23 protein-coding genes, 1 pseudogene and 1 riboswitch are annotated in these 24,393 nt (G+C 71.4%); of the genes and pseudogenes, 13 read left to right on the forward strand and 11 right to left on the reverse strand.

Annotated elements, in window-relative coordinates:
* Nucleotides 1-24: 24 nt before the first annotated feature.
* From AC3ET4_RS07555 to AC3ET4_RS07580, 6 genes and pseudogenes are all read left to right on the forward strand, one after another.
* Nucleotides 25-171: pseudogene (locus AC3ET4_RS07555) on the forward strand (ATP-binding protein); the annotation flags it as partial.
* 313 nt (nucleotides 172-484) lie between these two features.
* Nucleotides 485-2,002: a hypothetical protein gene (locus AC3ET4_RS07560; RefSeq protein WP_431947259.1), complete on the forward strand. Its 1,518-nt coding sequence runs from the start codon at nucleotides 485-487 to the stop codon at nucleotides 2,000-2,002.
* A gap of 16 nt (nucleotides 2,003-2,018) precedes the next feature.
* On the forward strand, nucleotides 2,019-2,909 hold the full coding sequence (locus AC3ET4_RS07565; RefSeq protein ID WP_431947261.1) for a 1-aminocyclopropane-1-carboxylate deaminase/D-cysteine desulfhydrase: 891 nt from the start codon (nucleotides 2,019-2,021) through the stop codon (nucleotides 2,907-2,909).
* A gap of 10 nt (nucleotides 2,910-2,919) precedes the next feature.
* Complete coding sequence (locus AC3ET4_RS07570; protein WP_431947263.1) at nucleotides 2,920-3,429, forward strand: GNAT family N-acetyltransferase; 510 nt, start codon at nucleotides 2,920-2,922, stop codon at nucleotides 3,427-3,429.
* A 205-nt stretch (nucleotides 3,430-3,634) separates the two neighbouring features.
* Complete coding sequence (locus AC3ET4_RS07575) at nucleotides 3,635-4,048, forward strand: ATP-binding protein (RefSeq protein ID WP_319138557.1); 414 nt, start codon at nucleotides 3,635-3,637, stop codon at nucleotides 4,046-4,048.
* 13 nt (nucleotides 4,049-4,061) lie between these two features.
* Nucleotides 4,062-5,024, forward strand: a complete 963-nt coding sequence (locus tag AC3ET4_RS07580) for an RNA polymerase sigma factor SigF (protein WP_431947265.1) — start codon at nucleotides 4,062-4,064, stop codon at nucleotides 5,022-5,024.
* Nucleotides 5,025-5,066: 42 nt separating this feature from the next.
* Here the strand turns inward: AC3ET4_RS07580 and AC3ET4_RS07585 are convergent, their stop codons facing one another.
* Nucleotides 5,067-5,492: a hypothetical protein gene (locus AC3ET4_RS07585; RefSeq protein WP_431947267.1), complete on the reverse strand. Its 426-nt coding sequence runs from the start codon at nucleotides 5,490-5,492 to the stop codon at nucleotides 5,067-5,069.
* Between the two features lie 74 nt (nucleotides 5,493-5,566).
* Here AC3ET4_RS07585 and AC3ET4_RS07590 point away from each other — a divergent pair, with 74 nt between their 5' ends.
* Nucleotides 5,567-6,535, forward strand: a complete 969-nt coding sequence (locus tag AC3ET4_RS07590) for a diacylglycerol/lipid kinase family protein (RefSeq protein ID WP_431947269.1) — start codon at nucleotides 5,567-5,569, stop codon at nucleotides 6,533-6,535.
* Between the two features lie 317 nt (nucleotides 6,536-6,852).
* Nucleotides 6,853-7,110 carry a WhiB family transcriptional regulator gene (locus tag AC3ET4_RS07595; protein WP_018563321.1) on the forward strand — a complete coding sequence of 86 codons (258 nt, stop codon included), beginning with the start codon at nucleotides 6,853-6,855 and terminating at the stop codon, nucleotides 7,108-7,110.
* Between the two features lie 134 nt (nucleotides 7,111-7,244).
* On the opposite strand, the gene AC3ET4_RS07600 is transcribed toward AC3ET4_RS07595, so the two are convergent.
* The 6 genes from AC3ET4_RS07600 to AC3ET4_RS07625 all read right to left on the reverse strand — a co-directional run bounded on the left by AC3ET4_RS07600 (nucleotide 7,245) and on the right by AC3ET4_RS07625 (nucleotide 14,927).
* Nucleotides 7,245-8,693 (reverse strand): sensor histidine kinase, encoded by a 1,449-nt coding sequence (locus AC3ET4_RS07600; RefSeq protein ID WP_431947406.1) that lies wholly within the window; start codon nucleotides 8,691-8,693, stop codon nucleotides 7,245-7,247.
* A gap of 367 nt (nucleotides 8,694-9,060) precedes the next feature.
* A complete protein-coding gene (locus AC3ET4_RS07605) occupies nucleotides 9,061-10,128 on the reverse strand; it encodes an SIS domain-containing protein (RefSeq protein ID WP_431947271.1) in 1,068 nt (355 codons plus the stop codon).
* A 44-nt stretch (nucleotides 10,129-10,172) separates the two neighbouring features.
* Nucleotides 10,173-11,696: a glycoside hydrolase family 3 protein gene (locus AC3ET4_RS07610; RefSeq protein ID WP_431947273.1), complete on the reverse strand. Its 1,524-nt coding sequence runs from the start codon at nucleotides 11,694-11,696 to the stop codon at nucleotides 10,173-10,175.
* Nucleotides 11,693-12,580: a carbohydrate ABC transporter permease gene (locus AC3ET4_RS07615; protein ID WP_431947275.1), complete on the reverse strand. Its 888-nt coding sequence runs from the start codon at nucleotides 12,578-12,580 to the stop codon at nucleotides 11,693-11,695. Before AC3ET4_RS07615 ends, AC3ET4_RS07610 begins: the two co-directional genes overlap by 4 nt.
* Nucleotides 12,581-12,585: 5 nt before the next feature.
* On the reverse strand, nucleotides 12,586-13,551 hold the full coding sequence (locus AC3ET4_RS07620) for a carbohydrate ABC transporter permease (RefSeq protein WP_431947277.1): 966 nt from the start codon (nucleotides 13,549-13,551) through the stop codon (nucleotides 12,586-12,588).
* Between the two features lie 98 nt (nucleotides 13,552-13,649).
* A complete protein-coding gene (locus tag AC3ET4_RS07625) occupies nucleotides 13,650-14,927 on the reverse strand; it encodes an extracellular solute-binding protein (RefSeq protein WP_431947279.1) in 1,278 nt (425 codons plus the stop codon).
* A 223-nt stretch (nucleotides 14,928-15,150) separates the two neighbouring features.
* Here AC3ET4_RS07625 and AC3ET4_RS07630 point away from each other — a divergent pair, with 223 nt between their 5' ends.
* From AC3ET4_RS07630 to AC3ET4_RS07650, 5 genes are all read left to right on the forward strand, one after another.
* The gene (locus tag AC3ET4_RS07630; protein ID WP_431947408.1) at nucleotides 15,151-15,930 is read left to right on the forward strand and encodes a GntR family transcriptional regulator; all 780 of its coding nucleotides are present in this window, start codon (nucleotides 15,151-15,153) and stop codon (nucleotides 15,928-15,930) included.
* 132 nt (nucleotides 15,931-16,062) lie between these two features.
* Entirely contained in the window at nucleotides 16,063-16,320 is a 258-nt protein-coding gene (locus AC3ET4_RS07635; protein ID WP_431947281.1) for a DUF3311 domain-containing protein, read from the forward strand.
* A complete protein-coding gene (gene mctP, locus AC3ET4_RS07640; protein ID WP_431947283.1) occupies nucleotides 16,317-17,948 on the forward strand; it encodes a monocarboxylate uptake permease MctP in 1,632 nt (543 codons plus the stop codon). Before AC3ET4_RS07635 ends, mctP begins: the two co-directional genes overlap by 4 nt.
* A gap of 307 nt (nucleotides 17,949-18,255) precedes the next feature.
* Nucleotides 18,256-18,332: riboswitch (cobalamin riboswitch) on the forward strand.
* A gap of 150 nt (nucleotides 18,333-18,482) precedes the next feature.
* A complete protein-coding gene (locus tag AC3ET4_RS07645; RefSeq protein WP_431947285.1) occupies nucleotides 18,483-20,864 on the forward strand; it encodes a ribonucleoside-diphosphate reductase subunit alpha in 2,382 nt (793 codons plus the stop codon).
* The gene (locus tag AC3ET4_RS07650; protein WP_431947287.1) at nucleotides 20,864-21,874 is read left to right on the forward strand and encodes a ribonucleotide-diphosphate reductase subunit beta; all 1,011 of its coding nucleotides are present in this window, start codon (nucleotides 20,864-20,866) and stop codon (nucleotides 21,872-21,874) included. The genes AC3ET4_RS07645 and AC3ET4_RS07650 overlap by 1 nt, the downstream gene beginning before the upstream one ends.
* A gap of 59 nt (nucleotides 21,875-21,933) precedes the next feature.
* Here the strand turns inward: AC3ET4_RS07650 and AC3ET4_RS07655 are convergent, their stop codons facing one another.
* The 4 genes from AC3ET4_RS07655 to AC3ET4_RS07670 form a co-directional block, all read right to left on the reverse strand.
* Complete coding sequence (locus AC3ET4_RS07655) at nucleotides 21,934-22,194, reverse strand: hypothetical protein (RefSeq protein WP_431947289.1); 261 nt, start codon at nucleotides 22,192-22,194, stop codon at nucleotides 21,934-21,936.
* Nucleotides 22,191-22,547 carry a DUF6247 family protein gene (locus tag AC3ET4_RS07660; protein ID WP_431947291.1) on the reverse strand — a complete coding sequence of 119 codons (357 nt, stop codon included), beginning with the start codon at nucleotides 22,545-22,547 and terminating at the stop codon, nucleotides 22,191-22,193. The genes AC3ET4_RS07655 and AC3ET4_RS07660 overlap by 4 nt, the downstream gene beginning before the upstream one ends.
* Nucleotides 22,548-22,687: 140 nt before the next feature.
* Nucleotides 22,688-23,308: a peptide deformylase gene (gene def / locus AC3ET4_RS07665; RefSeq protein WP_431947293.1), complete on the reverse strand. Its 621-nt coding sequence runs from the start codon at nucleotides 23,306-23,308 to the stop codon at nucleotides 22,688-22,690.
* Nucleotides 23,309-23,381: 73 nt separating this feature from the next.
* Complete coding sequence (locus AC3ET4_RS07670; RefSeq protein ID WP_431947295.1) at nucleotides 23,382-24,353, reverse strand: tetratricopeptide repeat protein; 972 nt, start codon at nucleotides 24,351-24,353, stop codon at nucleotides 23,382-23,384.
* Nucleotides 24,354-24,393 lie beyond the last annotated feature (40 nt).

Genomic DNA, 24,393 nt, shown 5'->3' on the forward strand with positions numbered 1-24,393 from the left:
GCCCCGGAGTCCGCACCCCGCCGCAGCAGCACCTCCCCGCACCTGCGCCACGCCGCCACCGCCGACGAGGGCGGCCGCGGCCTCTTCCTCGTCGCGCAGATCGCCGAGCGCTGGGGCACCCGGTACACCGGCGCGGGCAAGGTGATCTGGGCGGAGCAGCCGCTGCCGGCCCTGGTGGACCACGCCCTGCCCGCACGCCCACGCCTGCGGGCACGGCCGACGCCGCGACAGGGCGAACCACCGGCCCGAAACCCGGACGCCGCACCACGCCGCGGCGGCGGGTCCGCGCCCGTGGAGCCCGGCCCGCCGCTCCGGTGGCGCGGCGGCGGACCTCCCCGGCAGCCCTCCGTACCCCGCCGCGCCCCGAGTCCGGACCCGGCCCGGGCGGACGCGCCCAGCCGGCCGTCACCCCACCGGCCCCGCCGCCCGCCGGGAGCGGCGCGCCGCCTTGATCGCACTCGTGCCCCCTGTTGCCATGACCCACATGGCGACGACGCATGAGCTGACGTCACCGGATGCCCGGCCCCGTGCGCGACACGCCGCGCCGCCGCGCAGCCGCCCGCACTCCGAGGTCCTTCTGCTCGCCTGTCTGGCGGCGCTCTTCACCGTGGTCCAGCTCCTCCTCGTCGTGGCGCCCGGCATGGGCCTCGGCTGGGACGAGTCGGTCTACGTCAGCCAGGTCTCCCCCGACATCCCGTCAGCGTTCTTCAGCGCGCCCCGCTCCCGGGGCGTGCCGGCGCTGGTGGCCCCCGTGGCGCTGCTGACCACGTCGACCCTCGCCCTCCGCGTCTACCTGGCGGTCCTGTCGGGCGCGGCGCTGTTCCTGGCCCTGTGGCTGTGGCGGCCGCTGCTGGGCACCAAGGTGGTGGCGCTCGCCGGGCTGCTCTTCACGAGCCTGTGGGTGACCCTGCTGTACGGCCCCCAGGCGATGCCCAACCTGTGGGTCGCGCTGGTGGCGCTGATCGCGGTGGGCTGCTACCTGCGCGCGGCGGCGCCGGGGCACACCGGCCGGGGCGCGTTCGCCGGACTGGCCGCGGCGTTCGCCGTGCTGACCCTGCTGCGGCCGCACGACGCCGCCTGGCTGGCCCTGCCGCTGGGCGTCGCCGCGCTCTTCCTGCGCGGGCGGCGCCGCGTGGCACTGCTGCTGGTCATCGCCGCCGGGGTGCTGCTGGGCGGCGCCCAGTGGGTCGTCGAGGCGTTCACCTCGTACGGCGGCATCCTCGCCCGGATGGACCGGGCGAACGCGATCGAGGGCGGCCTGGGCTGGCACCTGGCCTTCGCCGACCAGCTCAGCACCCTGGACGCCTCGCACACCTTGTGCCGCCCCTGCGACGCCGTCTGGCAGCACAAAGGTGACGCCGTGTGGTGGTTCGCCCTGCCCGTCCTGGTGGCGGCCGGGGTCGCCCTCGCGCCGCGTCGGGAGGGTCAGGCGCCCGGGGCGCGGTGTCTGCCCGCAGTGTGCGGCCTGTCCTTGGCGCTGCCCTATCTCGTGCTCATCGACTACGCGGCGCCGCGCTTCCTGCTCCCGGCCTACGCGCTGCTCGCCCTGCCCGCCGCCCAGTGCCTCGTGCTGCTCCCCGCCCGGGTCCGGCCGGCGCTGCGCCCGGCGGTCACGGGCGCCGTGGTCGCCGTCGTGCTCGCGCAGCTCGTCACCCAGCAGATCGTGCTCCACCGGGCGGTGCGCATCTCGACGATCGGCAACGAGGACTACGTCCGTATCGCCGTGGAGCTCGACCGGCTGGGCGTCCGTCCGCCGTGCCTGGTCACCGGCCCCATGGCCACGCCGGTCGGCTACCAGGCGCGCTGCGCCTCCGGCCAGACCGCCGGGAACAACGAGAACATGACCCCTGACGGCATCCTGCGCCTCGCCCGCACCCAACCCGTCGCCGTCCTCACCCCACCGTCCGGGAAACCCCCCGCCTACGCCCGCGCATGGCCCTCCCGGCCGCTGCCGGGCCTCAGCTACCACCAGGGGTACCGCGTCCACCTCTCCCCCAGGTGACCGCGACAATGGGCAGGTGATACCGGACGTCCGCCTGCCCTCCCCGCTGGTCGAACTGCACGACGACGAGCGACTCACCGCACGCGGCGTCCGGATGCTCGTCAAGCGCGACGACCTGATCCACCCCGAGCTGCCCGGCAACAAGTGGCGCAAGCTCCATCCGAACCTGCGGGCCGCCCTCGACGGCGGTCACCGCCGGCTGCTCACCTTCGGCGGCGCCTACTCCAACCACTTGCGCGCCACCGCCGCCGCGGGCCGGCTGCTCGGCATCGCCACCACAGGCGTCGTGCGCGGCGACGAGCTGGCCGGACGTCCGCTCAACCCCTCCCTCGCCCAGGCCGCCGCCGACGGCATGCGGTTGCACTTCGTCGACCGGACCACCTACCGGCGCAAGGACGAGCCGGAGGTCCTGGCGGCCCTCCTGGAGCGTCTGGGCCCCGCCTACGTCGTCCCCGAGGGCGGCAGCAACGCGCTCGCCGCGCGCGGCTGCGCGGACCTCGGTGAGGAGCTGCGCGGCCGGGCGGACGTCGTGGGCGTGGCCTGCGGGACGGGCGGCACCCTGGCGGGCCTGGCGGCAGGGCTGGGCCCCGGGCAGCGGGCCATCGGCTTCCCGGTGCTCAAGGGCGGCGGCTTCCTGGCCCGGGAGATACGCCGGCTCCAGGAGGCGGCCTTCGGCGGGCCGCGCGGCGACTGGCTGCTGGACGACCGCTTCCACCACGGCGGCTACGCCCGCGTCCCGGCCGAGCTGCGGGCGTTCGCGGAGGACTTCGGCGGGCGGCACGGCTTCGTCCCGGACGGCGTCTACGTCGCGAAGATGCTGCACGGACTGTTCTCGCTGGCGCACGAGGGCGCTTTCGCGCCCGGGACGACGGTCGCGGCCGTCGTGACCGGACGGCCGACCGGTTAGCCTTGCTGGCATGATCCGAGCCGCGACCCCCGGTGACGTCCCCGAGATCCACGCGATGATCCGCGAGCTCGCGGAGTACGAGCGCGAGCCGGACAGCGCGCGGGCCACCACGCAGCAGCTCCACGACGCGCTCTTCGGCCCCGAAACGGCCGTCTTCGCACTCATCGCCGAGGACGACGCCCTGGGCGTGCCCGTGGGCTTCGCGCTGTGGTTCCGGAACTTCTCCACTTGGACCGGCACCCACGGCGTCTACCTGGAAGACCTGTACGTGCGCCCCCACGCGCGCGGTGGCGGCCACGGCAAGGCACTGCTCGCCGCACTCGCCGCCGAGTGCGTCGAGCGGGGCTACGAACGCTTCGAATGGACCGTGCTGGACTGGAACGAGCCGTCCCTCGCCTTCTACCGTGCGATGGGGGCCCGTCCCCAGGACGAATGGACGGTGCAGAGACTGACCGGCGAACCCCTTCGTGCTCTCGCTGAGCAGGCACGTGTCAACAAAGCGACATTTCTTTCGAATTGAGTCCATCGACCGACTGCCACGTTGCGTGCCGAAGCGCCTACTATGGGTGACAGCCGCGAGGTGCCGGGTCAGGGCTCATTCGCGGCGGCGACCGTGCTCCGTCCGGGCGACACCGGGGTACGGATCGCGATAGCGTCGCTGGCGAACCGAACCAGATCAGTGCAATGCCGATGAGGGCAGTGCGTGTGCCACCTTGGAGGTGAGGGTGTCCCAGATCGCAGGCGAGCCCGGGTCGAAGGACTTCGTCGAGGTCCGGCTGCCCGCGGCGGGGGCCTACCTGTCGGTGCTGCGTACGGCGACGGCAGGGCTGGCGGCCCGCTTGGACTTCACCCTCGACGAGATCGAAGATCTGCGCATCGCCGTGGACGAGGCGTGCGCCATCCTGCTCCAGCAGGCCGTCCCGGGGTCCGTACTGAGCTGCGTCTTCCGCCTGGTGGGGGACGCGCTGTGGGTGACCGTGTCGGCGCCCACGACCGACGGCCGCGCCCCGGAGCGGGACACCTTCGCCTGGACGGTGCTGTCCGCACTGGCCGGCGAGGTGGACTCCAGCGTGGCCGACGACAAGACCGTGAGCATCGCCCTGCACAAGAAGCGCGGTGCCGGACCGGGACAGCTGTAACGGGGGAATCGTCATGAACGATCTGGAAGGCAGCGCCCCAGGGGTGCGGGGCCGCCCCGTACCCGCCCCTGCGGCGCGGCATGACGAGGCGCGGCCGCATCCCGGCACCGGACCGGTGGCCGGCCTCGGGAGCAGTGACTCGGCCGGGCAGACGGATCAGGCGGATCGCATGGCGCAGGAGCAGCAGGAGCACCGGCAGGAGCAGCACGGGCGCCCCGAGGCCCATGACCGGGCCGGGGCCAGGGCGCTCTTCGTGGAGCTCAGCAAGCTCCCCCCGGGCTCCCCGGAGCGCGCCGAGCTGCGCAACCGGCTGGTCCGCATGCATCTGCCGCTGGTCGAGCACCTCGCCCGGCGGTTCCGCAACCGCGGCGAGCCGCTCGACGACCTCACCCAGGTCGCCACGATCGGGCTGATCAAGTCCGTGGACCGCTTCGACGTGGAGCGCGGGGTGGAGTTCTCCACCTACGCCACCCCGACCGTCGTCGGCGAGATCAAGCGGCACTTCCGCGACAAGGGCTGGGCGGTGCGCGTCCCGCGCCGCCTGCAGGAGCTGCGGCTCGCCCTGACGACGGCGACCGGTGAGCTCTCCCAACTGCACGGTCGCGCCCCGACGGTGCACGAGCTGGCCGAGCATCTGAAAATCACGGAGGAGGAGGTCCTGGAGGGCCTCGAGTCCGCCAACGCCTACAGCACCCTCTCCCTGGACGTGCCCGACACCGACGACGAGTCGCCGGCCGTCGCCGACACCCTCGGCGCGGAGGACGACGCGCTGGAGGGCGTGGAGTACCGGGAGTCGCTCAAGCCACTGCTGGAGCAGCTGCCGCCGCGCGAGAAGAAGATCCTGCTGCTGCGCTTCTTCGGCAACATGACCCAGTCGCAGATCGCCCAGGAGGTCGGCATCTCCCAGATGCACGTCTCCCGGCTGCTGGCCCGCACGCTGGCCCAGTTGCGCGACAAGCTCCTGGTCGAGGAGTGACGAGCGGGCGGGGGTGAGGCGGCGCCCGGCGGGCGCCGCGGTTCACCGCTCGGCCGTGCGCGCGATCCCGAGGGCCTCGGTGGCCGACGGATGGACCAGGAGCACCAGCTCGGCGAGGGCGGCCGCGCCCAGGGCGGCGCCCACGGCGGTCATGACGCCGTCCGCCTGCACCATCGTCCAGGCGACGGGGAGGGCGACGAGCTGGATGATCAGCGCGGGGCCGCGGCTCCAGCGGCGCGCGTGCCACAGACCGTAGGCGGCGGCCAGCGGCATGGCCGCCAGCGCGAGGACGGTCACGCCCCCGGCCTCCGCCTGGCGCGGGCTGTCGGGGTCACCGACGAGCCCCAGGACCAGCATCGCGATCCCCCAGGCCGCCAGGGCGGCTCCTTCCAGTGCCGCGACCGCGGCCGCCGCCGCGAGGCGGCGCGTACGGCCCGGCTGCGTCGCGGGCCTCTCGTTGCCACTCACCCCAGCAGGGTAGCCGCCGTGCCCGGGCCACCAGGGGTGCGGCCCGGTACCGCCCGGTAGGTACGCTGGCGGGCATGCGCGCCCTTCTCGTGGTCAATCCAGCCGCCACCACCACCAGCGCCCGGACCCGTGACGTCCTCGCGCACGCGCTCGCCAGTGATCTGGATCTGGAGGTCGCCGCGACCGAGTACCGCGGCCACGCCCGCGACCTCGCGCGCCAGGCCGCGGAGGGCGGGGAGACCGAACTGGTCGTCGCCCTGGGCGGGGACGGCACGGTCAACGAGGTGGTCAACGGCCTGCTGCACAACGGCCCCGACCCGGAAGGGCTGCCGATGCTCGCCGTGGTGCCCGGCGGGTCCACGAACGTTTTCGCGCGCGCCCTGGGGCTCCCCAACGACGCCGTGGAGGCCACCGGCGCGCTGCTGGACGCGCTGCGCGAGCGCCGCTCCCGCACGGTCGGCCTGGGCCTGGTGAGCGGCACCCCGGGCACGGAGGACGAGGGGGTGCCGGCGCGCTGGTTCACCTTCTGCGCCGGGCTGGGCTTCGACGCGGGTGTCGTGGGGCGGGTGGAACAGCAGCGCGAACACGGCAGGCGCTCCACCCACGCGCTCTACATACGCCAGGTCCTGCGCCAGTTCCTCACCGAGCCCAACCGCCGCGCCGGCACGATCACCCTGGAGCGGCCGGGCGAGGACCCGGTGACGGACCTGGTGCTGGCCATCATCTGCAACACCGCGCCGTGGACCTACCTGGGCAACCGCCCCGTCTACGCCTCTCCGCGGGCGTCCTTCGACACCGCCCTCGACGTGCTCGGACTCTCCCGGCTGTCCACCGCCGCGGTCGCCCGCTACGCCACCCAGTTGCTGCGCTCGACGCCGGAGCGCGGTCCCGAGGGCAGGCACGCGGCCTCCCTGCACGATCTGACGGACTTCACCTTGCATTCGCAGGTGCCCCTGCCCTTCCAGGTGGACGGAGACCACCTGGGACTGCGAATCAGCGCAACCTTCACAGGCGTTCGCCGTGCACTGCGGGTGATTGTGTAAGCAGAAGGACACAAAGTCCTTTCACTCGAACGTTTAGACTGCCCTGCACCCCATGGAAGTACGGCTGTGACGGAGCCGACACCGAGGATTCAAAAAAAACTTTCCGGAAGGGGTTGTATCCGCAGCCCAGGTTTGCGAGGCTCTTCCTGGCGATCGGGAGAGCCGCTCATCGGCCGTCGTCGGTAGCCGGAATCCTCACCACTTCCCAGCGGGACCGCCCCAGGAGACTGGGCGATGTCCCGTGTCGTGTCGGGGGATTCGTGAAAGCGTTCACATTCACAAGCAACACCTGTGCAACACAAGGAGATGGAGCAGCCATGGACTGGCGTCACAACGCCGTTTGCCGCGAGGAAGACCCCGAGCTCTTCTTCCCCATCGGCAACACCGGTCCTGCGCTGCTGCAGATCGAGGAAGCCAAGGCCGTCTGCCGCCGCTGCCCCGTGATGGAGCAGTGCCTGCAGTGGGCGCTGGAGACCGGCCAGGACGCCGGCGTGTGGGGTGGTCTCAGCGAGGACGAGCGTCGCGCGATGAAGCGCCGCGCCGCCCGCAACCGCGCCCGCAACGCCAGCGCCTGACGCACTCGCTTACCCCCGAGCCGCAGCGCGCAGCACCTCCGACCGCGCAGCATCGCGACGCGACGCGAAGAGCCCCGGCCGCTCCCCGAGCGGCCGGGGCTCCGGCGTTCCCGCCCTCCGGCCCAGGGCGGGCCTCAGTCCTCCAGGGTGAGTTCCAGGACGACCTTGGTGCCGCGCCCCTCGGCCGGGACCATGTCGAAGGTTCCGCCCAACTCCCCCACCACCAGCGTCCGTACGATCTGCAGCCCCAGGTTGCCCGCCCGCTGCGGGTCGAACTCGGCGGGCAGACCGCGCCCGTCGTCCCGCACCGCTATCCTCAGGCTCCGCCCACGGCGCTCGGCGGCCACCTCGACGGTGCCCTGCTCACCCGGCCCGAAGCCGTGCTCCAGGGCGTTCTGCAGCAACTCGGTGAGCACCATCGACAGCGGGGTGGCCACCTCCGCCGTCAGGACACCGAACCGGCCGGTACGGCGCGTGGTGACCCTGCCCGGGGAGATCTCGGCGACCATCGCCAGCACACGGTCGGCGATCTCGTCGAACTCCACGCACTCGTCGAGGTTCTGCGAGAGCGTCTCGTGCACGATCGCGATCGAACCGACGCGGCGCACCGCCTCCTCCAGCGCCTCCCGGCCCTTGTCGGAGTCCATCCGCCGGGCCTGCAGGCGCAGCAGCGCCGCGACCGTCTGCAGGTTGTTCTTCACCCGGTGGTGGATCTCCCGGATGGTGGCGTCCTTGGTGATCAGCTCGCGCTCCCGGCGGCGCAGCTCGGTCACGTCCCGCAGCAGCACCAGGGAGCCGCTGTGCGTGCCCTTGGGGCTCAACGGGATCGCCCGCATCTGGATGACGCCGCCGTTGCCCTCGATCTCCGTCTCCCGCGGCGCCTTGCCCCCCGCGACGGTCACCAGCGCCTCATGGCTCTTGGTCCGCGAGGGTGCCAGCTCCGTGGAGACCGAGCCCAGGTGGTGGCCGACGAGGTCGGCCGCCAGGCCGAGCCGGTGGTAGGCGGAGAGCGCGTTGGGGCTGGCGTACTGGACGACGCCTTCGGCGTCGAGCCGGATCAGGCCGTCGCCGACGCGCGGCGAGGCGTCCATGTCCACCTGCTCGGACGGGAAGGGGAAGCTGCCCGCCGCGATCATCTGCGCCAGGTCGGAGGCGCTCTGCAGGTAAGTGAGCTCCAGGCGGCTGGGGGTCCGCACGGTAAGCAGGTTGGTGTTGCGGGCGATGACGCCGAGTACCCGGCCCGCACGGCGTACCGGGATGGACTCGACCCGCACCGGGACCTCCTCGCGCCACTCCGGGTCGCCCTCCCGGACGATCCGGCCCTCGTCGAGTGCGGCGTCCAGCATCGGGCGGCGGCCGCGCGGCACCAGGTGGCCGACCATGTCGTCCTGGTACGAGGTCGGACCGGTGTTGGGCCGCATCTGAGCGACCGACACATAGCGGGTCCCGTCCCTCGTCGGAACCCACAGCACAAGGTCCGCGAAGGAGAGGTCGGAGAGCAGTTGCCACTCCGACACCAGCAGATGGAGCCACTCGAGATCGGAATCATCGAGGTCGGTGTGCTGGCGTACGAGTTCGTTCATGGAGGGCACGCAAATGAGCGTACCCGCGCTCATGGCGGGCACCGCCATCAAGGTCCCGCGAAGGCCTCCGACGACCTATGATCTGAGGGCATCATCTTATGGACAGACGGAGTGGTCTAGTCCAGAATTGACGCACGACCGACTTCCGTCCTTCCCGCACAGAAGGATGGAGCGAGGCCGGGGCGCTCTCTGCCCTGACTGCGCCAGGCCTCACGGTCGGCTCTCACGGACCGCGGGAACCGCACACCCCGCGTGTCACGGGCCGACGGCAGCTCCGGGCTGCGGTGCTGGGCGGGTTGAGGGTCCCGTCCCGGCGCCGCGGCCCGAAGTGACCCCCAGGAGCTCCCCACCCGGCGCCCCGCCCCGTTCAACGCGTCTCGGTCACCTTCGCGAGCGCCCGCGGCGCATCCGGATCCTGGCCCCGCGCGATCGTGACCTCGTACGCCAGCATCTGCAAGGGCAGGATCTCCAGAATCGGCTGCACCTCCTCCGCGACTTTCTCCGTCGGCAGGACGAAGCCCGCCGAGGCGGCCTCGACCGCCGCCCGGTTGCCGATGACCACGAGGTCGGCCCCGCGGTCGCGGAGCCGGTCGAGCACCGGCTGGAGCGCCTCGCCGCCCCTGCCCTCGGTGACGATCGCGATGACCGGGAAGACGTTGTCGACCATGGCCAGCGGCCCGTGCAGCAGGTCGGCGCCGGAGAAGGACAGAGCCGGCACGTAGCTGGTCTCCATCAGCTTGAGCGCGGCCTCCTTCGCGGTCGGGTAGCCGTAGCCGCGCGAGGTGAGCACCAGCCGCTCGGCGAAGCGGTAGCGTGCGGCGAGCGCCCTGACCTCGTCATGGCGGGCGAGGATCTGCTCGGCGAGCTCCGGCAGGACCTTGGCGGCGCTGCCGTCGCCGCCCCGCAGCCCCTCGACGAACAGGTAGAGCGCGAGCAGTTCGGCCGTGTACGTCTTGGTCGCCGGCAGCGCCTTCTCCGGGCCGGCCAGCACGTCGATGTGGAACTCGGAGACCCCGGCCAGTGGCGAGCCGGGGTTGTTGGTGACCGCCAGGGTGATCGCACCGGCCTCGCGCGCGGCCCGGGTGGAGGCCACCAGGTCCGGTGAGCCGCCGGACTGGCTGACCGTGACGACCAGGCAGTCCGTCAGGTCCGGGCGGGCGCCGTACGCGGTGGTGGTCGACATCGAGGTCAGCCCCGCGGGCTTGCCCAGGACCACCTCCACCAGGTACTTCGCGTACAGGGCCGCGTTGTCGGAGGTGCCGCGCGCGGTGAGCAGGACGAAGCGCGGCCCGCGCGCGGCGATCTCCCGAGCCGTCCGGAGGATCCGCGGGGCGCCCTCCTCGAGGATGCGGCGCAGCACCGCGGGCTGCTCGGCCATCTCTCCGGCCATGATCCGGCCCGGCATCGGCCGGCCGGTAGGCGTCGGGACGGACATCTGCGGGCCTCCAGGTGATCCGTGCGGACGGGCAACGGCGGACCTCAGTCGCCGGCCGCCTTGCCCGCGATGACCTCCGCTGCCGCCACCCCGCACACCCGGGCGGCGCCATGGGTCGCGATGTGCAGCGCGCCGGAGGGCGGCGCCTGGGGTACGCCCATCTCCACCACCACGGTGTCCGGGCGGTCGGCGAGCAGCGAGCCCAGTGCCTCGGCCATCCAGGGATGGCGGTGCACGTCGCGCACCACTGCGACGATCCTACGAGTCCCCGCCGCCCTCAGCACCTGTGCGGTCAGGGCGTCGCACTGGCGGAAGCGCCCGGTCACCGTGCCCGGCAGGAGCCGGTCGAGCTCGGCGGCGACGCCCCACGGGGTCTCGTCACCGACGGCGATGTTGGCGACCGGGGTGAAGGCGGCGACGTAGGGCGGCCCCGTGATCGGCAGGTGGCCGTCGGTGCGGGTCACGCGCAGCGCGCGGCGTGCCGCCGCCAGGCCGATGCCGGGGTCCGGCTCCGCGGACGCCCGCACAGCGGAGCGCTCGGCCGCCCAAGCGGCCAGGCTCCGCACCCGTGCGGCGGCGTCGGCGAGCCGGGCCCGGGGCAGGGCGCCGTCGCGTACGGCCGCGACAATGGCGTCACGCAGGGCGACTACCGTCTCCTCCTCGGCGAGGCCGCCGCCCACGCAGATGGCGTCGGCGCCGGCGGCGAGCGCCAGTACGGTGCCGCGCTCCACGCCGTAGGTGTCGGCGATGGCGCGCATCTCGATGCCGTCCGTGACGATCAGGCCGTCGTAGCCGAGTTCGTCGCGGAGCAGTCCCGTGAGTGCGGCGGGGCTGAGGGTGGCGGGGCGGTCCTGGTCGAGTGCGGGCACGAGGATGTGCGCGCTCATCACCGCCTTGCTGCCGGCCGCCAGCGCGGCCCGGAACGGGGCGAGTTCGCGGGCGTGCAGGGTGTCCCGGCCGACGTCCACCCGGGGCAGGGCGTGGTGGGAGTCGACGGAGGTGTCGCCGTGGCCCGGGAAGTGCTTGGTGCAGGCGGCGACCCCGGCGGACTGCAGGCCCTCGACGTAGGCCGCGGTGTGCCGTGCCACCAGCGCCGGTTCGGAGCCGAAGGAGCGCACGCCGATGACCGGGTTGCGAGGGTCGGAGTTGACGTCCGCAGAGGGCGCCCAGTTGAGGTTGATCCCGCAGGCTGCCAGCCGGTGGCCGAGGGCGGCGGCGACGTCACGCGTCAGGGAGGTGTCGTCGACGGCGCCGAGGGCGAGGTTGCCGGGGAAGGAGGAACCGCGGCGGGCCTCCAGCCGGGTCACGTCGCCGCCCTCCTCGTCGGCGGCGACGAGGACCTCGGGCCGTACGGCGCGCAGCTGCGCGGTGAGCGCGGCGAGCTGTCCGGGCGACTCGATGTTGCGGGCGAACAGGGCGACGGAGCCCAGTCCCTCGGCGAGCCTGCGCAGCAGCCACTCGGGGGCGGTGGTGCCGTGGAAGCCCGGTTGCAGGACGGTGAGGGCGTCGCGGACGAGGACCTCGGTGTCCGCGGCGCCGTCGTGGGTGTGGCTCAAGCTCCCGGTCATCCTTTCACCGCCCCGGCGGTCAGTCCGGCGGCGACCTTGCGCTGCACCAGCAGGAAGAAGATCACCACGGGTATGCCCATCATGGTCGAACCGGCCATCATCGGCGCGTAGTCCGTGCCCCGCGAGGTGACGAAGTTGCCCAGCCACACGGTGGCCGTCTGGTGCTCCTGGCTCATGATGAGCATCGCGTACAGGTACTCGTTCCAGGCCTGGATCAACGCGTAGATGGACGTGGCGACGAGACCCGGGGCGAGCAGCGGCAGGACGATCCGGAAGAACGCGCCCATGCGGGTGCAGCCGTCGACCAAGGCCGACTCCTCCAGCTCCTTGGGGATGTTGACGATGAATCCGCGCAGCGTCCACACCGTGAAGGGGAGCACGAAGGTCAGGTAGGTGATGATCAGCCCGCTCAGCCTGTCGATCTGGTCGATCTGGTTGAGCAGCAGGAAGACCGGGATGATCATCGCCACCAGCGGCACCATCTGCACGGCGAGGATGGCGACGATCACCGCCTTGCGGCCGCGGAAGACGAAACGGGAGATGGCCAGCGCCGCCAGCAGCCCGATCGCCAGGCCGAGCCCGACGGTGCAGCCGGAGACGATCAGGCTGCGGCCGACCGCGCCCCAGAAGTCGCCGACCTGCAGGGCGTCGGAGAAGTTCTGGAAGGACAGGCTGGTCGGGAAGAACTTGGGGTCGGGGTCGATGGCGTCCTTCGCGGGCTTGAACGCCGTGTTGAGCATCCAGTAGACCGGGAAGCCGCAGACCGACACGACCAGCAGGCCGATCAGGTTCCAGACCGTCCGCCCGCCGCGCCGGTGCCGCCGGGCGGCACGCGCGGCCGGAGCCGCCGCCGGCGCCCTCTCGGCGGGAGCCGTCTCGAGCATGGTCGTCACTCCACCTCTCCGATCTTCAGCATCTGGCGCATGTAGACGGCCATCACCCCGAGCAGCAGGAGCACCGTGACGACGGCGATGGCCGCGCCCGCGTCGTAGTCGTTGGAGACGAAGGCCTGGTCGTAGGAGTAGGTGGTGAGCACCTGGTACGCGGGTTCGGGGTGTCCGTCGCGCATCAGGAAGACCTGCGGGAAGACGCCCATGTCCCAGATGACCGACAGCGTCGTCAACATGACGATGATCGGCCTCAGTACCGGCAGGGTGACGTGCCGGAAGACCTTGACCGGCCCGGCGCCGTCCATACGGGCGGCCTCCTCCAGCTCCCTGGGCACCTGGGTGAGGCCGGCGTGCAGGGTGATGGCGACGAACGGGATGGCGCCCCACACCACCATGAGGGTGATGACGAGGAAGCCCTGCTTGGTGTCGGTGAACCAGTTGTGGCCGCTGAAGTCGGCCCCCGGCAGCCGGCTGAGCAGCCAGTTGAGGACGCCGTAGTCGCTGTCGAACATCCACTTGAAGACGGTGATGGCGACGACCACGGGCATCGCCCAGCTCGCCACCAGCACGATGTTGATCAGCGCCTTGACCCAGGGCGAGACCCGCTGCATCAGCAGCGCCACGCCCATGCCGACGACGAGCGTGAGCAGCACCGCCGCGAGGGTGAACAGCAGCGTGCGCAGGACGACGCCCCAGAAGACCTCGTCGCCCAGTACGCGGGTGTAGTTGGCGAATCCCTGCCAGTCGCCGGGCAGCCCCTGCCAGAGCTCGGCCTGCCCGAACTGCTTGAAGGAGAGGGTGACCAGCCTGACCAGCGGATAGCCGAGGACCAGTAGCAGGACGCCGATGGTCGGCGCGAGCAGCGCCCACGGCAGGGCGGCTCCGCCGAAGCGGCGGGGCCCGCGGCCCGCTCCCGCCGGCCGCGGGCGCGGCGCCTCGTCCAGCGGTGTGTCAACGGCACTCATCATGTGCTCCTCGGGTACTCCAGTCCCTGGCGTCGCGCCGGGGCCGGCCGCCCTGGGGCGGCCGGCGGGCGTCGGTCACTGTGTTGCCCGTGTGCCGGTCAGCCGGCGTTGATCACCGCGTTGATCTGCTCGTCGGCGGACTTGGTCGCGTCCTCGATCGAGGCCTTGCCGACGGCGATGTCGTTCAGCATGTTCTGCAGGATCTGCTTCTTCTCGACCTGCAGCCAGCCGGGGGCGGTCGGGACGAACCAGGTGTTCTCGTTGGCCCGGGCCGAGGCCGCCGTCGCCGGGTCGTCCATCAGCGGGGCGAGCAGCGAGGTGGCGTTGGGCAGGTTGCCCTTGGAGATCAGCACCTTCTGGGCGGCGCTGTCGGTGAAGGCGTTGATCCAGTCGGCGGCGAGGTCCTGCGCGGTGGACTTGGCCGGGATGACGAGGTCGGAGCCGCCGATGAAGTTCGGCAGCAGCTCGCCGTTGGGGCCGGGCAGCGCGAAGGTCTCGAGGTTGTCCTTCAGCTTGCCGGTCTTGTCGGTCTTCGGGTCTGCGGCGGCGCCGCCCTCCCAGCTGGCGCCGTAGATGAGCGCGGACTTGCCCTGGCCGTAGACGATGTAGCGGTCCGACTCGTCCTTGTTCTTGTCGCCGTGGAAGTACGTGTCCAGGACGGACTTCCAGGTCTTCAGCCCTTCGACGGACTTGGGGTCGGAGAGGGTGGCGGTCCACTTGCCGCCCTCCTCCTTGGCGACGTCGCCGCCGGCGTCCTTGACGAAGGCCAGTGCGGTGTACCAGTCGCGGCTGGGCTGGTACCAGGCGGAGAACGTGTCGCCGTTCTTCTGCTGGATCTTGTCGAGAGCGTCGGTCAACTCGGCCCAGGTGGTCGGCGTCTTGGTGACGCCCGCCGCCTTGGCGACGTCCTTGCGCCAGGTCCCGACGCGGGCGCCGGCGTAGTAGGGCACGCCGTAGGTCTTGCCGTTGTACGTCACGGAGCCCTCGAGGGCGTCCAGCCAGTCGCCGGAGTTCTCGAACCTGCTCTTGTCGACGGGTGCGAAGGCGCCCTTCACCAGGTAGCCGAGCGTCTCGGTGTTCCCCATCTCCACGACGTCGGGCACGTTCTTGGTGGCGAGGACGGCGTCGAGCTTCTGGTTCTTGGCGGTCCACTCGTAGTACTCGTGGCGGACCTTGACACCCTTGTGCTTGGCCGCGAAGGCGTCGTCCGCCTGCTTGACCAGCTCCGGCCAGTTCTTCTGTGCGTCGACCGTCAGCCAGACGGTGATCTCCTTGGGCGCCGCGGCCTTGGCGGAGCCCTTGTCGTCCGAACCGCAGGCCGCAACGCCGGCGACCATGACGGCGACACCGATCGCCGCGATCAGCTTGCGCTTCACAACACCCTCCCCAGGGCAGCGAATTCAGTGGTGTAGACCAGTGCCCGAAGCTTGGCCTAGACCTTTGGGGGTGTCAAGGGTGTACCAGAGCACCGGGCGCGTCCGTTACCGGACCGACATCTGGGCTCGTAACGCGACATGGGCCCCGGCCGTGCCACCATGTGAGCCGCGAATGACGGAGGAACCGGTGACGGCAGCACGACAGCACTCGGGAGCAGAGGCGATGGGGACCGACGGCGAGGCCGGCGCAGCGGTGACGGATACCGCGCAGGCCACCGGGGCCGCGGCCGGACGGACCGCGCGGGTGCCGAAGTACTACGGCCTCAAGCGCCATCTGCTCGAACTGACCCAGACGATGCCACCCGGCTCACCGGTGCCCCCTGAGCGGACCCTGGCCGCCGATTTCGACACCTCGCGCACCACCGTGCGACAGGCGCTGCAGGAGCTGGTGGTCGAGGGCCGACTGGAGCGCATCCAGGGCAAGGGCACCTTCGTCGCCAAGCCCAAGGTGTCCCAGGCGCTGCAACTGACCTCCTACACCGAGGACATGCGCGCCCAGGGCCTCGAACCGACCTCCCAGCTGCTCGACATCGGCTACATCACCGCCGACGACCGGCTCGCCGGACTGCTGGACATGAAGGCCGGCGGCCGCGTGCTGCGCATCGAGCGCCTGCGCCTGGCGAACGGCGAGCCGATGGCCATCGAGACCACCCACCTGTCCGCCAAGCGCTTCCCCGCGCTGCGCCGCAGCCTGGCGAAGTACAGCTCGCTCTACACCGCGCTCGCCGAGGTCTACGACGTCCGGCTCGCAGAGGCGGAGGAGACCATCGAGACCTCGCTCGCCACCCCGCGCGAGGCGGGCCTGCTGGGTACGGACGTGGGGCTGCCGATGCTCCTGCTGTCCCGGCACTCGATCGACACCGGCGGCGAACCGGTGGAATGGGTGCGTTCGGTCTACCGCGGCGACCGCTACAAGTTCGTCGCGCGGCTACAACGCCCCTGACGCCGACCGGATTCCCGGTCCCGCCGATCGTTTCCATAACGCAATGCAGGCGGGTAGTGACGCGAGTCCCGTCCTGACCCTAGATTGCCTGCGCATTACAGCGGAGCAAAAGATCAGGACGGAGCCGTAGCAATGTCCGAACCATCCGGAACCTCCGAACGGCCACCGGTGGTCACCCCCACCCGAGTGATCGCCGGTCTCTGCCTCGTCATCCCCTTCCTCGCCATGCTCTGGGTCGGCTCGTACGCCAAGCTGACCCCGGAGTTCGCCGGCATCCCCTTCTTCTACTGGTACCAGATGCTGTGGGTGTTCCTGTCCTCCGGACTGACGTACATCGCGTACGTCCTGGTCCGCCGTGAGGAGCGGGCACGGAAGGAGGCGGCGAAGTGAAGGACGGCGTCAACGGCGTCGCGCTCGCCGTCTTCATCTTCTTCTTCCTGGTCGTCACCGTCCTGGGCTTCCTGGCCGCGCGCTGGCGCAAGGCCGAGAACGCCCTGCACCTCGACGAGTGGGGCCTGGGCGGCCGCAGCTTCGGCAGCTGGATCACCTGGTTCCTGCTGGGCGGCGACCTGTACACGGCCTACACCTTCGTGGCGGTGCCGGCGGCGGTCTACGCGGCGGGCGCGGCCGGCTTCTTCGCCGTGCCGTACACGATCCTGGTCTACCCCCTGATCTTCACCTTCCTGCCCCGCCTGTGGTCGGTCTCCCACAAGCACGGCTATGTCACCACCTCGGACTTCGTGCGGGGGCGGTTCGGCTCCAAGGGCCTGTCACTGGCCGTCGCCGTCACCGGCATCCTGGCCACCATGCCGTACATCGCCCTGCAGCTCGTCGGCATCCAGGCCGTCCTGGACGTGATGGGCGTCGGCGGCGGCGAGTCGACCAACTGGTTCATCAAGGACCTTCCGCTGCTGCTCGCCTTCGGTGTGCTGGCGGCGTACACCTACTCCTCCGGGCTGCGGGCGCCGGCGCTGATCGCGTTCGTCAAGGACACGCTGATCTACCTCGTCATCGCGGTGGCGATCATCTACATCCCGATCAAGCTGGGCGGCTTCGACGACGTCTTCGCCAAGGCCGGGGAGGCCTACCAGCAGGTCAACCCCGCCACCGGCAGCCCCCGCGGATCGCTCGCCCCGGGCGACAGCGCCCAGTGGGCGTACGGGACGCTGGCGCTGGGTTCGGCGCTCGCGCTGTTCATGTACCCGCACTCCATCACCGCCGTGCTCTCCAGCCGCAGCCGTGACGTCATCCGCCGCAACACCACCGTGCTGCCGCTCTACTCGCTGATGCTCGGTCTGCTGGCGATGCTCGGCTTCATGGCGCTCGCCAGCGGCGTCGGCGCCGGGGTGAAGGGCTACAACGGCCAGTTGGCGATTCCGCAGCTGTTCGAGAACATGTTCCCGTCCTGGTTCGCGGGTGTGGCGTTCGCCGCGATCGGCATCGGCGCGCTGGTGCCCGCGGCGATCATGTCGATCGCCGCGGCCAACCTCTTCACCCGCAACGTCTACAAGGACTTCATCAAGCCGGACGCCACCCCCGCACAGGAGACCCAGGTCTCCAAGGCGGTCTCGCTGCTGGTCAAGGTCGGCGCCCTGGTCTTCGTCCTCACCATGGACAAGACCGTCGCGATCAACTTCCAGCTGCTCGGCGGCATCTGGATCCTGCAGACCTTCCCGGCCCTGGTCGGCGGCCTGTTCACCCGCTGGTTCCACCGCTGGGCGCTGCTGGCCGGCTGGGCGGTCGGCATGGTCTACGGCACCTGGGTGGCGTACGGCGTCGCGAGCCCGACGCAGAAGCACTTCGGCGGCTCCTCCGACACCATCCCGGTCATCGGCCAGATCGGCTACATCGGCCTGACCGCCTTCGTGCTCAACGTCGTGGTCACCGTCGTCCTCACCGTCGTCCTGCGGGCCCTCAAGGCCCCCGAGGGCCTGGACGAGACCGTCAAGGCCGACTTCACCGCCGACGCCGGCGATCCCGGCGTGCGCAAGGACGCGCCGGTGGGCGCCGGTCACTGACCGCCGCACCGGCCACGATCACGGGCCGCCGCCCTGGGACGGGGCGGCGGCCCGTCGCCATGTGCACGAGCCGCACCCCGAGGGTGGTGTGCCGCAGTACGCCCGCAGGGGTCGCCGCCCACGCGGAGCCCTGGCCCATGCGTCGGCGGGGCAGACCTCGCCGCTGTGCGCGGCTGTGTCCCCGACTACCGTGACGGCCACGACCGGCGGCGGTGAGCCCGTCGCTGCGTAACCGCGTCGACACAACATCTGGGGGTGTCATGAGCGGGTGCCACTAGATGTATGCTCAACTCCGCTGTCGCCGCAGGGGAACCCGGTGCGAATCCGGGACTGCCCCGCAACGGTGAGCGGGCGCCCTGAGGCGTGCCCGCGAGTCCGGCTACCTGCCGACGGCCCGTCCGGCGCGCCGTCCGGACGGTGAAGTGTCCGGGCCTCGCGGGTTGGGCCGGCGGACGCGCCGCGGCATGTCCTGGCCTGCCCTGCGTGCGCCCTGTCGCTCCTCCGCGTCGCCGCCGTACGAGGGAGAGAGCACACGTGACCATCGCGCCCGCCGCACCCACCGCCGCATCGGACCCCGCCTCAACCGGGGCCGAACTGCTGCGCACCTTGACGGAACTGACCGCGGACCTCCCCGACACCGACCCCGGACGGGTCGCCGCCGCCGCGCTGCGCGGCCGCAGCGCCGCCGCGGACGAGGCGGAACTGCGGGCGCTGGCCACGGAGGCCGCCGCCGGGCTCATCGCGGAGGATCCGCAGTACTCGCGGCTCGCCGCCCGGCTGCTGACCCTCGCCATCGCCGACGAGGCGGCGGGCGAGGGCGCGGTCTCCTTCTCCTCGTCCATCGCGGTGGGACACCGCGAGGGCCTGATCGCCGACGGCACCGCCGCCTTCGTGGGCGAGCACGCCGCACGCCTGGACGCCCTCGTCGACCAGGCGCTGGCCGAGGGCGCGGACGACCGCTTCGGCTACTTCGGCCTGCGCACCCTGCACAGCCGCTATCTGCTGCGCCACCCGATCACCCGCCAGGTCATCGAGACCCCGCAGCACTTCATGCTCCGCGTCGCCTGCGGCCTGGCGGAGGACCGCACCAGCCACTCGGTGGACGAGGTCGCGGCGCTCTACGGCCTGATGAGCCGGCTGGACTACCTGCCCAGCTCCCCCACACTCTTCAACTCGGGCACCCGGCATCCACAGATGTCCTCCTGCTATCTGCTGGACTCCCCGCTGGACGAGCTGGACTCCCTCTACGACCGCTACCACCAGGTGGCCCGGCTGTCGAAACACGCCGGCGGCATCGGCCTGTCCTACTCCCGCGTCCGCTCCCGCGGTTCGCTGATCCGCGGCACCAACGGCCACTCCAACGGCATCGTCCCGTTCCTGCGCACCCTCGACGCCTCCGTCGCCGCCGTGAACCAGGGCGGCCGCCGCAAGGGCGCGGCCTGCGTCTACCTCGAGACCTGGCACGCGGACATCGAGGAGTTCCTGGAGCTGCGCGACAACACCGGTGAGGAGGCGCGCCGCACGCACAACCTCAACCTGGCGCACTGGATCCCCGACGAGTTCATGCGCCGCGTCGACACCGACGGCACGTGGTCGCTCTTCTCCCCCGCCGACGTGCCCGAGCTCGTCGACCTGTGGGGCGAGGAGTTCGACGCCGCCTACCGCAAGGCCGAGGCCGCGGGCCTGGCCCGCAAGACCCTCCCGGCGCGCGAGCTGTACGGCCGCATGATGCGCACGCTGGCGCAGACCGGCAACGGATGGATGACCTTCAAGGACGCCTCCAACCGCACCGCCAACCAGACCGCCGAGCCCGGCCAGGTGATCCACTCCTCCAACCTCTGCACGGAGATCCTGGAGGTCACCAACGACGGCGAGACCGCGGTCTGCAACCTCGGCTCGGTCAACCTCGGCGCGTTCGTCCGGGAGGACGCCGGCGCCGGGGAGGACGTCATCGACTGGGAGCGGCTGGACGCCACCGTCCGCACCGCGGTGACCTTCCTCGACCGCGTCGTGGACATCAACTTCTACCCGACCTCCCAGGCCGCCTCCTCCAACGAGCGCTGGCGCCCGGTGGGCCTGGGCGCGATGGGCCTGCAGGACGTCTTCTTCAAGCTGCGGCTGCCCTTCGACTCCGCCGAGGCCGAGGCGCTCTCCACGAAGATCGCCGAGCGCATCATGCTCGCCGCGTACGAGGCCTCCTGCGACCTGGCCGAGCGCCACGGCCCGCACCCCGCCTGGTCGCGGACCCGCGCCGCCCGCGGCGTGCTGCACCCCGACCACTACGCGACCGAGGCCGCCTGGCCCGAGCGCTGGCAGGCGCTGCGCGCCCGTGTCGCCGCCACCGGCATGCGCAACTCCCTGCTGCTGGCCATCGCCCCGACCGCCACGATCGCCTCGATCGCCGGTGTCTACGAGTGCATCGAGCCGCAGGTCTCCAACCTCTTCAAGCGCGAGACGCTCAGCGGTGAGTTCCTGCAGGTAAACTCCTATCTGGTGGCCGACCTGAAGAAGCTCGGCGTGTGGGACGCGCAGACCCGCGACGCCCTGCGCGAGTCCAACGGCTCGGTGCAGGAGCTGAAGTGGATCCCCGCGGACGTGCGCGCGCTCTACCGCACGGCCTGGGAGATCCCGCAGCGCGCCCTGATCGACATGGCCGCGGCCCGTACGCCGTACCTCGACCAGAGCCAGTCGCTCAACCTCTTCATGGCCTCGCCCACCATCGGCAAGCTCAGCTCGATGTACGCGTACGCCTGGAAGCAGGGCCTGAAGACGACGTACTACCTGCGCTCCCGCCCGGCCACGCGCATCGCGCAGTCCGCCCGCGCGGCGGCCCCGGTCCCCGCCCAGGCGACGCCCGACGCCGACGCGATCGCCTGCTCCCTTGAGAACCCCGAATCCTGCGAGGCCTGCCAGTGATGAGCCCCACCAAGAACCTGCTCGACCCGGGCTTCGAGCTGACCCTGCGCCCGATGCGCTACCCGGACTTCTACGAGCGCTACCGCGACGCGATCAAGAACACCTGGACCGTGGAGGAGGTCGACCTCCACTCCGACGTCGCCGACCTCGCCAAGCTCTCCGCCGGCGAGCAGCACATGATCGGCCGCCTGGTGGCCTTCTTCGCCACCGGCGACTCCATCGTGGCGAACAACCTCGTGCTGACCCTGTACAAGCACATCAACTCCCCCGAGGCGCGGCTCTATCTGTCGCGGCAGCTGTTCGAGGAGGCCGTGCACGTCCAGTTCTACCTGACGCTGCTCGACACCTATCTGCCCGATCCCGAGGAGCGCGCGGCCGCGTTCGCGGCCGTGGAGAACATCCCGTCCATCCGTGAGAAGGCGCAGTTCTGCTTCCGCTGGATGGACTCGGTGGAGTCCATCGACCGCCTGGAGACCAAGGCGGACCGCCGCCGCTTCCTGCTCAACCTGATCTGCTTCGCGGCCTGCATCGAAGGCCTCTTCTTCTACGGCGCCTTCGCCTACGTCTACTGGTTCCGCTCCCGCGGCCTGCTGCACGGGCTCGCCACCGGCACCAACTGGGTGTTCCGCGACGAGTCGATGCACATGGACTTCGCATTCCATGTCGTGGACACCGTCCGCGCGGAGGAGCCGGACCTCTTCGACGAGGAGATGGGCAAGCAGGTCACCGCGATGCTGGAGGAGGCCGTCGAGGCCGAACTGCAGTTCGCCCGCGACCTGTGCGGCGACGGTCTGCCCGGGATGAACACCGACTCCATGCGCGAGTACCTGCAGTGCGTCGCCGACCAGCGCCTGGTCCGCCTCGGGCTGCCCGCCCGCTACGGCTCGGAGAACCCGTTCTCCTTCATGGAGTTGCAGAACGTCCAGGAGCTGACCAACTTCTTCGAGCGCCGCGCCTCCGCCTACCAGGTGGCGGTCGAGGGCACGGTCTCCTTCGACGACGACTTCTGATCCGGCGCGGGGGCGGGGCACGGCGGTCGCCGCTGCCCCGCCCCCGCCCGTGCGCGCGGTCAGAACGCGGTGACCTGGAGGATGTAGACCCGTTCGTGCCGGGGAACGACAAGGTAGAGGAAGAGGCCGTTCGCGACGGTTGCCATCTTCGTCCCCTCCCCGACGCCTTGGAAAGCGGTCCCGTCGAGGTACCGCGCCTCGGCGGCGCGAACCAGTTCCCCAGCCTTCTCCTCCACCTGCGTGACCAGTGCCTCGGGAGCGGGGTTCTCCCCGCCGACCACGTACTGCTCACCGGGCTCGTACTCCCAGGCCCAGCTCACTCACCCACCGCCGCACGGGCCTGATCGAAGATCGCGCGGATCTCGGCCATCGCCGCCTTCCACGCGGGATCGTGCCTGTCGAGGGTCTGGGCCGTGTGCTCGGCCGAGCGCAGACGTCCCGCAGTGTCGAGATCGCGGGCGATCTCGACATGGACGGCCCAGGCGCCGAGGAACGCTCGCAGCGGCTCGATCGAGCCCGAATCGACGGAAAGGGCGATCGCTTCGTTCTTCTGCTGCTCCATCTCCGCGAGACGATGAGGCGCCACCTGCGCGAGCGCCGCACGGAGTGCCTCGGGAGTTCTGGCCGGCCGTGCGATGAGCTCTGTCCCGTGGTGCTCGGGCTGGGTGGTCATGATGCGGTCCTCCTCCGGGTACCGCGGTTCAGCCTAGCCACTGCCGTCGCGCCTCGGCGTTCCTCCCACACCCGTCCACCGTGGGAGCCGGGTCTCGTGGTGGTGTGCGGCAGTGCCGCGCGGGGTGCCCGAGCGGACGCTCAGTCGTTCGGCACGACCTCGTACTTCGGGGTGGACTCCGCCATCTGCTTCAGCGCGTCCTTGCGGTCCCGCTTGGAGAGCCGGTCGATGTAGAGGTACCCGTTGAGGTGGTCGGTCTCGTGCTGCAGGCAACGGGCGAAGAAGCCCTTGCCCTCGACGACGATGTCGTTGCCGTGCAGGTCCTGGCCGCGGCAGATCGCGTAGTCGGGGCGCGGCAGCTCGGCGTAGGCGCCCGGCACGGACAGGCAGCCCTCGTTGCCGTCGTCCAGGACGCGCCGTTCGGCGGGGAGGTCGTCGATGACGGGGTTGACCACGTGGCCGACGTGCCGGACGCCGTCGTCGTCCGGGCAGTCGTACACGAACACCCGCAGCGGCACGCCGATCTGGTTGGCGGCGAGGCCGACGCCCTCGGCGGCGCGCTGGCTGGCGAACATGTCGTCGATCAGCGCGGCCAGCTCGTCGTCGAAGGACGTGACCGTCGTGCACGGCTGATGCAGCACCGGGTTGCCGACGACCGTGATCGGGCGGGCCGTGCCGCGCTCGCGGTGGGCGGCCTCACGCTCCTCCGCGTCCGTCACGTCGTCGGTGAATGCGGTCTGCTCGGTCTCCTGCTGCGACATGGTCCGTCGTACGCCTTCCTGGGGCATTCTGTGAAGCTGGACAGCCCATCAAGAGTACGTGCCCGCGACGGTGTCAGCAGACCTCTTCGAGATCGCGCCAGTCCCGGGTGTCCGGGCTGTCGGCGACCCAGCCGTCCAGCAGGCCCTTCACCAGCCCGACAGGCGCCGCGATGCCGCACTCGCGCTCGGGGGCCCACAGGGCGCCCGGAGTGCGGTGGCTGAGGTGGCCGGGGTGGCCGGGTTCCCCGTGGTCGTGCGGGTCGCGCGAGGCGTCGGAGCCGTCGTCGGTCGGCATCCGGCTCTCGGAGCAGGTGCGGCAGAGCAGCCGTACCGAGGACGACCAGTCCTCGGCGGCGTATCCGGCGTCGGCGGCGAGCTGCTCCAGGGCGTCGCGGTCCGCCTCGGTCGCCGCCTCCAGCAGGACGAGCCAGGTCGGCACGGGCGAGGGCGCCCACAGCTCGATCTCGTCGAAGACGGGGTAGGTCGCGCCGTCGGCGGTGCGCCGCTCGCCGTGCGGGACGCCGTCGTGGAGCACGACCTCGCCCCAGCGGCGGCCGGAGGACGGCAGCGGGATGCTCAGCACCTCGATCCGGGCCGGGTCGATCCGCCGGCCCCACACGACCTCGGCCTCGCCTTCCGGGGAGAGCCGCACCGCGGAGCTGCCCAACTGCATCTCGACGGGGCCGCTCCCCCCGGCGTCGGGGCGCAGCCCGTACGCCTGCCAGGCGCGGCGGGCGAGCGGCCAGTCCTGCAGGGCGGTGGCGGCGATGCCGACGTTCCACCAGTCGGGAGCGCCGGGCGCGCGGTCCAGCAGGGCGACGGCCCGCAGACCGGTGGTGCGCGCCTGCTCCCAGTCGTGCCGGAACTTGTGCAGCAGCGCGAGGTTGTACCAGGACTCCGAACGCCAGGGCTCCAGATCGGCGGCGCGGGTGAGCAGCGCACCGGCGTCCTCGTACCGTCCGTCGCTGATCAGCGTGAACGCCCGGTCGGTCGCCTGCCGCCAGGTGGCGGACGGCCGATGCCGTGCCCTGCCGAAGATCCTCAAGGTGTCCCGCCTGCCGTTCGCTTGCGCTGGTGCCCCACGG

The organism is Actinacidiphila sp. bgisy167, assembly GCF_057707665.1.

Coding starts and splice junctions, on each gene's coding strand:
- AC3ET4_RS07590 (WP_431947269.1), top strand. CDS start 5,567: ATGCGCGCCCTTCTCGTGGTCAATCCAGCCGCCACCACCACCAGCGCC.
- AC3ET4_RS07660 (WP_431947291.1), bottom strand. CDS start 22,547: ATGACCACCCAGCCCGAGCACCACGGGACAGAGCTCATCGCACGGCCG.
- AC3ET4_RS07610 (WP_431947273.1), bottom strand. CDS start 11,696: ATGACCGGGAGCTTGAGCCACACCCACGACGGCGCCGCGGACACCGAG.
- AC3ET4_RS07560 (WP_431947259.1), top strand. CDS start 485: ATGGCGACGACGCATGAGCTGACGTCACCGGATGCCCGGCCCCGTGCG.
- AC3ET4_RS07595 (WP_018563321.1), top strand. CDS start 6,853: ATGGACTGGCGTCACAACGCCGTTTGCCGCGAGGAAGACCCCGAGCTC.
- AC3ET4_RS07630 (WP_431947408.1), top strand. CDS start 15,151: ATGGGGACCGACGGCGAGGCCGGCGCAGCGGTGACGGATACCGCGCAG.
- AC3ET4_RS07580 (WP_431947265.1), top strand. CDS start 4,062: ATGAACGATCTGGAAGGCAGCGCCCCAGGGGTGCGGGGCCGCCCCGTA.
- AC3ET4_RS07635 (WP_431947281.1), top strand. CDS start 16,063: ATGTCCGAACCATCCGGAACCTCCGAACGGCCACCGGTGGTCACCCCC.
- AC3ET4_RS07605 (WP_431947271.1), bottom strand. CDS start 10,128: ATGTCCGTCCCGACGCCTACCGGCCGGCCGATGCCGGGCCGGATCATG.
- AC3ET4_RS07570 (WP_431947263.1), top strand. CDS start 2,920: ATGATCCGAGCCGCGACCCCCGGTGACGTCCCCGAGATCCACGCGATG.
- def (WP_431947293.1), bottom strand. CDS start 23,308: ATGTCGCAGCAGGAGACCGAGCAGACCGCATTCACCGACGACGTGACG.
- AC3ET4_RS07620 (WP_431947277.1), bottom strand. CDS start 13,551: ATGAGTGCCGTTGACACACCGCTGGACGAGGCGCCGCGCCCGCGGCCG.
- AC3ET4_RS07600 (WP_431947406.1), bottom strand. CDS start 8,693: ATGAACGAACTCGTACGCCAGCACACCGACCTCGATGATTCCGATCTC.
- AC3ET4_RS07650 (WP_431947287.1), top strand. CDS start 20,864: ATGAGCCCCACCAAGAACCTGCTCGACCCGGGCTTCGAGCTGACCCTG.
- AC3ET4_RS07615 (WP_431947275.1), bottom strand. CDS start 12,580: ATGCTCGAGACGGCTCCCGCCGAGAGGGCGCCGGCGGCGGCTCCGGCC.